This is a genomic window from Nocardia brevicatena NBRC 12119 (genome assembly GCF_000308495.1).
GTDB lineage: Bacteria > Actinomycetota > Actinomycetes > Mycobacteriales > Mycobacteriaceae > Nocardia > Nocardia brevicatena.
Genome location: NZ_BAFU01000035.1, coordinates 1 through 10,931, shown reverse-complemented (window position 1 = coordinate 10,931; position 10,931 = coordinate 1). Strand labels below are relative to the sequence as shown.

Sequence of the window (10,931 nt, the reverse complement as noted above, 5' to 3'; positions counted from 1 at the left end):
CTGTTCATCCGAGCGAGCGGGCCCGGTACCAATGCTGGTCGGCGACCAGGTGCAGAGTGTCGCCTCTACCGTACAAACCGATGTGGTCCGGCTCGTGAAGGTGGGGGAAGTCGAGTCGACCCGTCTGCTCGACGTGGAACCGACCGTCGCCGAGCCGACCGAGCACCAGGCGTTTCCCGTCGCGCCCGTATCCGCCGTACAGCGCGACTCGGTCCTCGGCCACGGCCACGGCCACGGCCACGGCTTTGGCGCCGGCGACGCCCTCCGGGTTGTCCCAGATCGTCGTGTCGCCGCCCGCTATCCGAGCGACCGGAAATTCCGTGTAGTAGTAGGCCCAGGCCGTGTCACCGTCGATATTGAGGGCGTAGCAGTCGGCCATGTCGGTGTCGTCGAGCCGCCACACCGGTCGCAGCGAGCGATCGAAACGAACCAGGCCGGCACTGCCGATCGGCTTGGGCCCCGGCCCGCCCCACCCGTAGTTCCCGAACACGCCCTCATCGAAGTAACCGACCCAGATATCACCGGAGTCCGATACCGCGACATGCTCGATACCGTCGCCGAGAACACCGGTCCGTATCAGCGCCCCATCCGGGCCGTATACGGCCGCGTTGTGCTCGGGGCCCTCCGGTGACCAACGGCACCGACTCCCGACCACCAGCACCGCACCGTCCGGCAAAGCCTGGACCGTCGGGAACGCGGACCTCAGTTCCGCGATCGGGACGACGGCGCACACCTCCGGTGTGTAGGTCACCACCCGCGCCGAAACCGGACGCTCGGCGCTGCTGCGCGCGAACGATGCCCCACCCGAATCCTGGTATCGCGCGGTGAGCGCCGCTGCCCCCTCCGCGGTCGTCCACAATGCGATCATCGCCCCGTTGGGTCCCGCGGTCGCATCGAGCAGACAGTCGTGCTCGTCCATCGGGGTCAACTCTGCGTGAAACTCGAACATGAGCAACGATTCTGCTTCCGTCGACAACAGATGACCACGGATTTCACCACCATGGCGGGGCGATGGCGACGGTTCGGCTACCGGCCATCACCTGCGGCGCGATACGGCACAACCACTTCCGTCGATTCGCTGCTGCCACAACAGCGCACCGAATGCCACCCGAGTTCGCCGACGAGCCACTGGATCGGGACCGCCGGCTCTGATCGATAGGTTCCGCGCCGCGTTCGGCACGCCTCATTGACAGGCAAGTCACGACTTGCCTATTGTTGCCGCATGGGCGATATCTTCAAGGCCCTTGCCGATCCCACCCGACGCACCATCCTCGACGAACTGACCGAACACGACGGTCAAACCCTGTTCGAGATCTGTGTCCGCCTGACGAGTCGACATCGGCTGAACCTGACCCGGCAGGCCATATCCCAGCATCTGACGGTGCTGGAGGAGGCCGGGTTGATCACGACGCGCAAGCAGGGGCGGTACAAGTTCCACCACCTCGACACCACTCCCCTGGCCGCCATCTTCGAGCGGTGGCCGATCACCGGAAAAGGGCAAACACCATGAAAATCTATGTCACCAGTGTGTTCGTCGACGACCAGCAGAAGGCCCTCGACTTCTACACCGAGGTACTCGGATTCATCAAGAAGCGTGACGAACCGGCGGGCGGGGCCCGGTGGCTGACGGTCGTCTCCCCGGAGGACCCCGAGGGCACGGAACTGCTGCTCGAACCGGACGCACATCCCGCGGCCCAGCAGTACAAGGAAAAGCTGGTCGCCGACGGAATTCCGGCCGCCTCGTTCCAGGTCACCGATATGCAGGCGGAATACGAGCGGCTGCGCGGATTGGGGGTGACGTTCACACAGGAGCCGATGGACGCGGGCACGGTGACCATGGCGGTCTTCGACGACACCTGCGGGAACCTGATCCAGATCGTCACCCCGGTCTGACTTCGGCTCGACTCGGCCGAGCAGGTGTCACCGTCGTTCATCCCGGCACCCGCTCATGCCGCTTACCGCGCGTTCTCGACTCGACCGAGCCGCGGAGGTAGGCGGTGTGGTATCACGGCCGCCGCCCCGAATACGGCACCGATCACCTGTTGCCGGGCCGACGGCCTGGCGACGGGCGGTGATTCCGGACCTCCCGTTCGGGATGGCCGGACTTGCCCTCAGGATCGTCGGCTGCGCCGAAGCACGCCGCGGCAAGGGCGTGGCGACACGGGATCGACCCCGTCCGACATCACGGTTACCTTCGCGTTCATCATGATCGTCGCTCGCGCGAGCTGTGCAGCCTACGGGCCGACAACCTATCGGATCGGGGAAGGCCATACGCCAGACTGAGGCCGTGAATATCTCCGAGCACCTGCACGCCATCGGCCGCCCCTTGGTCCTCGAACAGCTCGACCATCCGACGGTGGCCGGTATCGCCCGCGGCGATCTGCCGGAGCCGGTGTTCCGGTCATGGCTGGAACAGGACTATCTGTTCCTACTGGACTATGTGCGGGTGTTCGCCCGGCTGACCTGGCAGGCACCCGCCGGGCACCTCGGGAACCTGGTCGATCTGGCGCATTCGACCTATCACGACGAGTTGTCGCTGCACCGCTGTCTGGCCGCCGAGTTCGGAGCCGACCTGGCCGGCACGACCAAGGGCGAGCCGTGCGCGGCCTATACGGCATTCCTGCTCGACGCGGCCGCCTTCTACCCCGACGGACTGGCCGCGCTGTACCCGTGCATGTGGGGCTATTCGACGTTGGGGGCGCTGCTCGTGCGGAAGCCGCCCACCGAACCGCGCTACCGGCGGTGGGTCGACACCTACGCCGACCCCGGATTCGCCGAACTCACCCGGCGCTGCGCGCAGATGCTCGACGAATCCGTCACCGAACCCGAACGCGCCGAGCAACTCTTCCGCACCGGCATGCGATATGAACTCGCCTTCTGGGACGTGCCGGAGTAACCGGGCTCAGCAGCCGAGCAGGCGCTGCGCCAGGTACCCCTCGACCTGGTCGAGAGCGATGCGTTCCTGCGTCATGGAGTCGCGTTCGCGCACCGTGACGGCCTGATCGTCGAGGGTGTCGAAGTCGACCGTGATGCAGAATGGGGTACCGATCTCGTCCTGGCGCCGGTAGCGGCGGCCGATCGCGCCGGCGTCGTCGAATTCGACATTCCAGTTGTTGCGCAGTTTCGCGGCGAGGTCCTTCGCCTTCGGCGTCAGATCGGCGTTGCGGGACAGTGGCAGCACGGCCGCCTTCACCGGGGCCAGTCGGCGGTCCAGCCGCAAGACGGTGCGGGTGTCCACACCGCCCTTGGCATTGGGGGCCTCGTCCTCGGCGTAGGCGTCGACCAGGAACGCCATCAGCGAGCGGGTGAGACCGGCCGCGGGTTCGATGACATAGGGGATATAGCGCTCGCCGGTGGTCTGGTCGTAGTAGCTCAGCTCGATGCCGGAATGCTTGGAATGGGTCGACAGGTCGTAGTCGGTGCGGTTGGCGACGCCTTCCAGCTCACCCCATTCGCCGCCCTGGAAGCCGAAGCGGTACTCGATATCGGTGGTGCCGGCCGAGTAGTGCGACAGTTTTTCCTTCGGGTGGTCGTACAGCCGCAGGTTGTCGGGGTCGATACCGAGGTCGGTGTACCAGGAGAAGCGGGTGTCGATCCAGTACTTGTGCCATTCGGCGTCCTCGCCGGGCTTGACGAAGAACTCCATCTCCATCTGCTCGAACTCGCGGGTGCGGAAGATGAAGTTGCCGGGGGTGATCTCGTTGCGGAAGCTCTTGCCGATCTGGGCGATACCGAACGGCGGCTTCTTCCGCGCGGTGGTCATCACATTGGCGAAGTTGACGAAGATGCCCTGCGCGGTTTCCGGACGCAGATAGTGCAGGCCTTCCTCGTCGTCGACGGGGCCGAGGAAGGTCTTCAGCAGACCGGAGAAGTTGCGCGGCTCGGTCCACTTGCCGGGCCGGCCGGTTTCCGGGTCGTTGATATCGGCGAGGCCGTTCGCGGGCGGGTGGCCGTGTTTGGCCTCGTAGGCCTCGAGTAGGTGGTCGGCGCGGTAGCGCTTGTGGGTGTGCAGCGATTCCACCAGCGGATCGGTAAAGGTCTCCACATGGCCTGACGCCACCCACACCTCGCGCGGCAGGATCACCGAGGAGTCCAGGCCCACCACGTCCTCGCGGCCGGTGACCACGGAACGCCACCACTGCTTCTTGATGTTCTCCTTGAGCTCCACGCCCAGCGGCCCGTAATCCCACGCCGATTTGGTACCGCCGTAGATCTCACCGCACGGGTACACCAGCCCCCGGCGCTTGGCGAGGTTGGCAACGGTGTCCACCTTCGACTTGAGTGCCACGCGAGATTTCTCCATCCACTACGAGTCGGAATCCGAGGTTGCCCGGAGCGGGCGTGCGCGACCTCGGCTTCATTGCACTGCATTGCATACATTGCACTGCAGACAAACGCGGTCTGTTACAGCCTATCGAGCCGTGTCGAACGAATTGACAGCGGCACCACGACACCCGCGGTCCGGGCCGATATTTGACATGCGCACCTGTGCATACCAAAATGGAATCGGTTTCCAATAAGGAGTTTGCTCTGATGACAACCGATACGGCCGCCGCGTCCCCGCACAACCCCTACCGCTCTCCCGCCCCCGCCCCGATTCCGTCGCGGACCGTGCTGGAGAACGCCGGTGAGCTGCTGCGAGCGCTCGCGGCCCCCGTCCGCATCGCCATCGTGCTACAACTGCGGGAGTCGCCGCGCTGTGTGCACGAATTGGTCGACGCCCTCGGTGTCACACAACCGCTGGTCAGCCAGCACCTGCGGATTCTCAAATCGGCCGGGGTGGTGCACGGCGAGCGTTCGGGCCGGGAGGTCCTCTACGAACTCGTCGACGACCATCTGGCGCATATCGTGGTCGACGCAGTCGCACACGCCGAAGAAGAAGGGTGATTGGTTCTATAGCCATGGCCACCGACAAGTCGGCCACCGCACACAAGGTGGGGATCCGCAGTACCCGACAGCGCAGCGCCATCACCGCGCTGCTCGACGATATCGACCGCTTCCGCTCCGCCCAGGAACTACACGACGAACTACGCCGCCGCGGCGAAGGGATCGGCCTGACCACCGTCTACCGCACCCTGCAGTCGATGGCGGACGCCGGAATGGTCGACGTACTGCGCACCTCCACCGGGGAATCGATGTACCGGCAGTGCTCCACCGGGCACCACCATCACCTGGTGTGCCGGCACTGCGGACGCACGGTCGAGGTGGAGGGCCCCACCGTGGAGGCCTGGGCCGAGTCCATCGCGGACCGGCACGGTTTCACCGACGTGAGCCATACGCTGGAGATCTTCGGCAGCTGCAGCGCCTGTGCCGAAACCCGCTCGCGTGACTGATCCCTCCGGACGAGACACGGACCGAGGCCCCTACCTCGAGGTAGGGGCCTCGGTCCGTGTCCAGGGCTCCCCGCGCGGCCTCCGATTCACACCGCGGCGGGGACGGGCTCCGACTCCGGCGCCGCCACTTCGCCCGAGCGGCCCGAGCGCAGCTCGCGGAATATCCCGATCCCGAGCAGCACCAACCCGGCCGCGGCCCACCCCAGCAGGACCAGCAACGGCCCACCCGCACGGGCGCCGTCGAAGAACGCCACCGACCGCACCAGCGTCGCGCCCGCACCGGGCGGCAAGAGCTGGCCGACGGTGCCCCACGGCCGCGGCAGCAGTTCCGGTGCCGAGGTGGCGGCTGAGAACGGGTTTCCGACCAACAGCATGGTCAGCGCCCCGAGGGCGATTCCGGCCCGCCCGATCACGCTGCTCAGGCCCACGATCGAACCGGCGACCGCGAACGAGATCAACCCGGCCACCGCGGACAGCGTCAGATAGTTGCCGGGTATGAGGGACAGCCAACCCTGCACGATCACCATGCTCAGCAGACCGCCGGCCACCCCGAAGGTGAGCGCGCCGACGAGACGACCCGCCGTCGACCCGACCATCAGGGTCAACAGCACACTCGCGGCAATGCCCGCCATGACCAGCGGCAATGCCATGGCACCGAAACCGGCGCCGCGCGGGTCGTCGGGATCGGCGGCCACGACGTCCTCGACCGGCGTTGTGGGCGCGCCGGCCAGCCGCTGACCGATCTGGGTGAGTTGCTGCGCGACCACCGGACTCGCTCCCGAGGCCACCAGCAGCCGTGGTGCACCGCCGCCGGTGACAATCGCGCCGTAGACCTCACGATCGGTGATCGCCTCCCGTGCCGCGGTCTCGTCGGGCAGCACGGTCGGCTCGAACGCGCTGGGGCTTTGCTGTTCGAGCCGTTCTACGACCATGCCGGCCTGCGGACCGCCGACGGCGATGGGTAGGTCGCGCGGCGCGGTGTGTGAGGCCGGCCAGGCGAAGGCGATCAGCATCAGCGCCTGGATGAGAGCGGCGGCGAGCCCGAAAGCCACGGCGCGCTGAATGAGCTTCATGACGTTCTCCCGAAAAATCGGAGGTTCGTTCTTTTTGTTGCGTCCACCGTCGCATCGGCCGATATGGTTGTCAAGAACGAATATTCGTTTTATTTTGGGATCATGCCTCGAGTCAGTGACGAACACCTGGCACGCCGCCGCCGGCAGATTGTCGACGCGGCGCAGCGCTGCTTCTCACGCAAGGGGTTCCACCAGACATCCATGCAGGATGTCTTCGCCGAATCGGGTTTGTCGGCGGGCGCGGTGTACCGCTACTTCAAGAGCAAGGACGAACTGGTCGCCGAACTGGCCTCGAACGCGTCGGCCGATATCCGCGAGGTGCTGTCCGAGGTGATCCACCGCGACCCACTACCGCCCCCGGCCGAGGTCGTCACCGTCGCCACCACCTGGATCGACGCGCAGTGCGGGCCCGAGGGGCGGATGCGGTTGGCGCCGCAGGCCTGGACCCTGGGGCTGATCGACTCCGAGGCCGCGGTATACGTGAAACGGACGATGGTCGGTATCCGCGGAATATGGCGGGACTATGTCGAGCGGATGCGCGAAGTCGGGTGGCTACCCGCCGACGCCGATATCGATGCCGTCGCCGCCGCGCTGTTCGGGCTGTTTCCGGGCTATATCCTGCAACACCTGATCATCGGTGACCTCGACTCGAAAACCCTGGTCCGCGGTGTGGAGACGCTGTTTCCCTACGGACCCACACAACCGGCGACACCACCGAACCGATCCGCCGAATCACGGCTCGGCCACCTCCGGCGCCCGTAACGCTCGGCCATCGGCGCGTCAGGGCAGCAAACCCTGGCGTGCCCGTGCGGCACCCGAGAGCACCAGCAGCAGCATGGTACTCAAGGCCTGATCGTCCAGACCCGCACCCGGGAAGGTGTAGCGCAGGATGACGTCGGCGAGCCTGTCGCGTCCGATCACCACGATCGAACCGAACTGCAACGAGTTGTTGCGTTCGGCCACCCGTTTGTGCAACTGCGGTTTGAGCGGGCGATCCCAGGCCAGCACGCAGGTCAGGGTCAACACATCCAGCCCGGGAGTGAGGGTGACGGCGCTCAGCGAACACAGCACGCCCTCGTAGTCGAACCGCAGCGAACCGTCGTTGTCGACCCGCACATCGATGTCGTAGAGCGCCAACGAGGCGCCCGCTCTGGCCTGCAACTCCAGATCGGAGGCCAGGGCCGCGTCCCGCTCGCTCATTTGATACCCCCGAACCGCCGGTCGCGCCGAGCGTAGGCCAGACAGGCGTCCCACAGATTGCGCCGGTCGAAATCGGGGAACAGCGTGTCCTGGTAGACATATTCGGCGTAGGCCGACTGCCAGATAAGGAAGTTCGAGCTGCGGAACTCGCCGGACGGACGCAGGAACAGGTCCACATCCGGCATATCCGGTTCATCGAGGAACCGGGCGACCGTGGCCTCGGTGATCTTCTCCGGGTCCAGCTCCCCCGCCGCCACCCGACGACCGATCTCGCGTGCCGCGTCGGCGATCTCGGCGCGCCCACCGTAGTTGACGCACATGGTGAGCGTCATGACGGTGTTGTCCTTGGTGAGTTCCTGCGCGGTCTCCAACTCCTTGATCACGCTGCGCCACAGCCGCGGCCGCCGCCCGGCCCAGCGCACCCGCACCCCCATCTCGTGCATCTCGTCCCGGCGGCGGCGGATCACATCCCGGTTGAAGCCCATCAGGAAGCGCACCTCCTCCGGGCTGCGCCGCCAGTTCTCGGTGGAGAACGCGTACGCCGACAACCACTTCACACCGATCTCGATACACCCCTCGACGGTGTCCATGAGCACGGCCTCGCCGCGTTCGTGCCCGGCGGTACGCGGCAGCCCCCGCTCCTGCGCCCACCGGCCGTTACCGTCCATCACCAACGCCACATGCCTGGGAACCAGTTCGGGCGGTAGCTGCGGCGGACGCGCCCCGGACGGATGCGATGACGGCGGACGAACTGTGCGGCGGCGCTCGGACGGGAGGACGTCCGAACCGAAAGAGTCACGACGCGGGATCACCTGTCCCATCCTGCCCGATACGGCCGGCCCCGCCACGGGCCGGTGGGAATTCGCCGGTGCGACCGGCCGGACCTATGCCCCGGCCCCCACCGGGAACGCGGTATCCGACTCGGGCGCTGGGTTCTCGGCGGGCTCCCGGTTCGAGCGCTCGAGCAGCGGCAGGGTGCGCAGTTTCCGCTCCAGATGCCATTGCAGATGCGCCGCGACCAGACCGCCGGCCTGCCGCCGCACCTGGTCGGATACCCGCTCGACCCCGGTCCAGTCACCGCGCCGCAGCGCCAAGAGCAGGTCGAACACCTCGGGCGCGGGAGTGGCCGCGCCGGGCGGACGGCAGTGCACACAGACCGCGCCGCCCGCGGCGATATGAAAGGCGCGGTGTGGGCCGGGGGTGGCGCAGCGGGCGCATTCGTCCAGGGCGGGGGCCCAGCCGGCGTAGTCCATGGCGCGCAGCAGGTAGGCGTCCAGGATCAGCTCGTGCGGGCGGTGACCGGCGGCGATGGCGCGCAGGGCGCCCGCGGTGAGGGTGTGCAGCCGGGGCGCCGGGGCGCGTTCCTCGCCGGCCAGCCGTTCGGCGGTCTCCAGGACAGCGCAGGCGGCGGTGTAGCGGCCGTAGTCGTCGATGATGCCCGCCGCGTTCGCCTCCACGGTGTGCACCTGGGTGATGGTGTCCAGGTTCCGGCCCGGGTGCAGCTGCACGTCGATATAAGCGAAAGGTTCCAATCGCGCCCCGAACCGCGATGTAGTGCGGCGGACCCCCTTCGCGACCGCCCGCACCAGCCCGTGCTTCCGGGTGAGCAGCGTGACGATACGGTCCGCCTCGCCCAGCTTGTGCTGGCGCAGCACCACGGCGTGATCACGATACAAGCGCACATCGACAGTCTTGCACGGACGGGTGACCGACATCGCCCGGAGCGCCGCCTACCTAGTCCTCGTCCCTCTCATCGGTGGTCCTGGGACGTTTGTCGGCGTAATACTCCTGCAGGATGGCAACGGTCTCGGCCACCACCTCCTGCGCGTCGTCGGCGGTCAGGTTCGTTTCCGCACGCAGGTCCATCGTCGCCTGGGCTATGGAATCGCCACGCATCAGGCACTGCACCACAAACATCGCGTTCCCCGGATCGGAGTGACGGGCGGACATCGCCTCTTCGAGGGAATCCATCGTGGGCTGGTCGGCCAAAATGGCCTTGGGCCGAGAGGTGTCCTCGATATCGAGACCGGGGCCATCGCCGTCCTCCCCGGGGAACGACGCGTCCAATGATAGCGTCGACTCCCGCTCGATATCGGCGAGCGCGGCCTCGACCCGGTCCACGGGCAGGTCCATCGCGTGGGCCAATGTAGCGGCATCCACGGCCTGGCCCGACTGCTTGCGACGCTCGAATTCCCGTCGAACCTTCAGCACCTCCCGCGACTCCTGCCTGGACAATCCGCGAGAGGCCCGTTCGAAGACTGCTTCCCTCACCGTACCGCGAGCCGTCGCCCAGGCGAAGGTGGACAACCGACCATAGGCCGGATTGTGCCTGGATATCGCCCTGAGCACGGCCTCATGGACCGTATTCCTGAGGTCCTCACGCTCATGGTGCGTCCAGGTGGACGTATGCTCGTTCGAGCTCGAACTGTTCACGATATAGTCGAGGTTTCTGACCCGCCCGTTCGTATCGATATACCGGTACTCTTCGAGAATCCTCCTCCGCAGGTCCTTTTCGTCCTCCGATCCCGGGACGGTGGCGAAGAGTTCCCACTTCATCGCCTGCATTTCCGGTGGGTCCTGCTGAACGGATGGATCTCCGGTGAATTTCTCGAGCGCCGCACGCACGAACTCGTTCGGCACCCTGGCCTTGTCCCGCAGCGCCCGCATACTACCGGTGTGAGGCTTACCGATATCGGCCTCCCAGTTGCTGACAGTCCCCTGAGCTACACCGAGAAGCTCCCCGAACTGCTGCTGCTCGAGACGGAGACGGTAACGCACACCCCGCAACCACTCACCGAACGAATCGGAATCCTCCGGGCCGACAAAGGGCTGATCCACCAAATCCACCCGATACAACTCTTCCGAGCGGTGATGACCCAGCCCATAACGCTGCACCGCCGCCTGCACCACCTCCGGCGGAACCCCACCCTCCCGACACAACCTCACCAACGCATCGAAGCTGGGCTCGGTACGGCCGGTCTCCCACCCGCTGACAGTTGTCCGGTGTACACCGAGAAGGTCCCCGAGCTGCTGCTGATCGAGGCCGAGGCGATAACGCACACCCCGCAACCACCCACGGATCGGCTCGTCCTCCTTCGGACCGACAAAGGGCTGATCCAACAAATCCACCCGATACAACCCCTCCGAACGGTGATCACCCCACCCATAACGCTGCACCGCCGCCTGCACCACCTCCGGCGGAACCCCACCCTCCCGACACAACCTCACCAAACCCTCCAAGCGGGGCTTGGCACTTCCGATCTCCCGGTTGCTGTTAGTCGCCCCGGCTACACCGAGAAGGTCCGCGAACTGCTGCTGATCGAGG

Annotated in this window: 14 protein-coding genes; 7 read left to right on the top strand and 7 right to left on the bottom strand. The window is 66.4% G+C overall.

The features are described from left to right. Positions 1-4: 4 nt before the first annotated feature. Positions 5-949 (bottom strand): hypothetical protein, encoded by a 945-nt coding sequence (locus ON20_RS32925; RefSeq protein WP_051161885.1) that lies wholly within the window; start codon positions 947-949, stop codon positions 5-7. Between the two features lie 273 nt (positions 950-1,222). Here ON20_RS32925 and ON20_RS07635 point away from each other — a divergent pair, with 273 nt between their 5' ends. The 3 genes from ON20_RS07635 (at position 1,223) to ON20_RS07625 (ending at position 2,896) form a co-directional block, all read left to right on the top strand. Then, positions 1,223-1,510 carry an ArsR/SmtB family transcription factor gene (locus ON20_RS07635; protein WP_040834266.1) on the top strand — a complete coding sequence of 96 codons (288 nt, stop codon included), beginning with the start codon at positions 1,223-1,225 and terminating at the stop codon, positions 1,508-1,510. After that, entirely contained in the window at positions 1,507-1,893 is a 387-nt protein-coding gene (locus ON20_RS07630; RefSeq protein WP_040834265.1) for a VOC family protein, read from the top strand. Before ON20_RS07635 ends, ON20_RS07630 begins: the two co-directional genes overlap by 4 nt. A 394-nt stretch (positions 1,894-2,287) precedes the next feature. Next, positions 2,288-2,896 carry a TenA family protein gene (locus ON20_RS07625; RefSeq protein WP_040834264.1) on the top strand — a complete coding sequence of 203 codons (609 nt, stop codon included), beginning with the start codon at positions 2,288-2,290 and terminating at the stop codon, positions 2,894-2,896. A 6-nt stretch (positions 2,897-2,902) separates the two neighbouring features. On the opposite strand, the gene ON20_RS07620 is transcribed toward ON20_RS07625, so the two are convergent. Continuing rightward, the gene (locus ON20_RS07620; RefSeq protein WP_040834282.1) at positions 2,903-4,288 is read right to left on the bottom strand and encodes a glycine--tRNA ligase; all 1,386 of its coding nucleotides are present in this window, start codon (positions 4,286-4,288) and stop codon (positions 2,903-2,905) included. A 245-nt stretch (positions 4,289-4,533) separates the two neighbouring features. Here ON20_RS07620 and ON20_RS07615 point away from each other — a divergent pair, with 245 nt between their 5' ends. Together ON20_RS07615 and ON20_RS07610 are read left to right on the top strand one after the other, a co-directional pair. Further along, positions 4,534-4,887 (top strand): ArsR/SmtB family transcription factor, encoded by a 354-nt coding sequence (locus ON20_RS07615; RefSeq protein ID WP_040834281.1) that lies wholly within the window; start codon positions 4,534-4,536, stop codon positions 4,885-4,887. 14 nt (positions 4,888-4,901) lie between these two features. Then, positions 4,902-5,333: a Fur family transcriptional regulator gene (locus tag ON20_RS07610; RefSeq protein ID WP_040834263.1), complete on the top strand. Its 432-nt coding sequence runs from the start codon at positions 4,902-4,904 to the stop codon at positions 5,331-5,333. An 86-nt stretch (positions 5,334-5,419) separates the two neighbouring features. Here the strand turns inward: ON20_RS07610 and ON20_RS07605 are convergent, their stop codons facing one another. Beyond that, positions 5,420-6,406: a hypothetical protein gene (locus ON20_RS07605; RefSeq protein ID WP_040834262.1), complete on the bottom strand. Its 987-nt coding sequence runs from the start codon at positions 6,404-6,406 to the stop codon at positions 5,420-5,422. Between the two features lie 102 nt (positions 6,407-6,508). Here ON20_RS07605 and ON20_RS07600 point away from each other — a divergent pair, with 102 nt between their 5' ends. Further along, complete coding sequence (locus ON20_RS07600) at positions 6,509-7,168, top strand: TetR/AcrR family transcriptional regulator (protein WP_051161898.1); 660 nt, start codon at positions 6,509-6,511, stop codon at positions 7,166-7,168. 18 nt (positions 7,169-7,186) lie between these two features. Here the strand turns inward: ON20_RS07600 and ON20_RS07595 are convergent, their stop codons facing one another. The 4 genes from ON20_RS07595 to ON20_RS07580 form a co-directional block, all read right to left on the bottom strand. Further along, positions 7,187-7,606, bottom strand: a complete 420-nt coding sequence (locus ON20_RS07595) for a YbjN domain-containing protein (protein WP_157228743.1) — start codon at positions 7,604-7,606, stop codon at positions 7,187-7,189. Then, the gene (locus ON20_RS07590; protein WP_051161883.1) at positions 7,603-8,427 is read right to left on the bottom strand and encodes an isoprenyl transferase; all 825 of its coding nucleotides are present in this window, start codon (positions 8,425-8,427) and stop codon (positions 7,603-7,605) included. The genes ON20_RS07595 and ON20_RS07590 overlap by 4 nt, the downstream gene beginning before the upstream one ends. 63 nt (positions 8,428-8,490) lie before the next feature. Then, on the bottom strand, positions 8,491-9,288 hold the full coding sequence (recO, locus tag ON20_RS07585) for a DNA repair protein RecO (RefSeq protein WP_040834277.1): 798 nt from the start codon (positions 9,286-9,288) through the stop codon (positions 8,491-8,493). A gap of 52 nt (positions 9,289-9,340) precedes the next feature. After that, a complete protein-coding gene (locus tag ON20_RS07580) occupies positions 9,341-10,666 on the bottom strand; it encodes a helix-turn-helix domain-containing protein (protein WP_368853922.1) in 1,326 nt (441 codons plus the stop codon). Between ON20_RS07580 and ON20_RS38605 the strand changes: the two genes are divergently transcribed. Further along, positions 10,610-10,931 (top strand): hypothetical protein (locus ON20_RS38605; protein WP_245547094.1); only part of this gene is annotated, 322 nt, incomplete at its 3' end. The genes ON20_RS07580 and ON20_RS38605 overlap by 57 nt on opposite strands.

Bases quoted from the DNA above. Each gene is read 5' to 3' on its own strand.
- ON20_RS07610 (WP_040834263.1), top strand. From the start codon at position 4,902: ATGGCCACCGACAAGTCGGCCACCGCACACAAGGTGGGGATCCGCAGT.
- ON20_RS07615 (WP_040834281.1), top strand. From the start codon at position 4,534: ATGACAACCGATACGGCCGCCGCGTCCCCGCACAACCCCTACCGCTCT.
- ON20_RS07600 (WP_051161898.1), top strand. From the start codon at position 6,509: ATGCCTCGAGTCAGTGACGAACACCTGGCACGCCGCCGCCGGCAGATT.
- ON20_RS07590 (WP_051161883.1), bottom strand. From the start codon at position 8,427: ATGGGACAGGTGATCCCGCGTCGTGACTCTTTCGGTTCGGACGTCCTC.
- ON20_RS07630 (WP_040834265.1), top strand. From the start codon at position 1,507: ATGAAAATCTATGTCACCAGTGTGTTCGTCGACGACCAGCAGAAGGCC.
- ON20_RS32925 (WP_051161885.1), bottom strand. From the start codon at position 949: ATGTTCGAGTTTCACGCAGAGTTGACCCCGATGGACGAGCACGACTGT.
- ON20_RS07635 (WP_040834266.1), top strand. From the start codon at position 1,223: ATGGGCGATATCTTCAAGGCCCTTGCCGATCCCACCCGACGCACCATC.
- ON20_RS07605 (WP_040834262.1), bottom strand. From the start codon at position 6,406: ATGAAGCTCATTCAGCGCGCCGTGGCTTTCGGGCTCGCCGCCGCTCTC.
- ON20_RS07595 (WP_157228743.1), bottom strand. From the start codon at position 7,606: ATGAGCGAGCGGGACGCGGCCCTGGCCTCCGATCTGGAGTTGCAGGCC.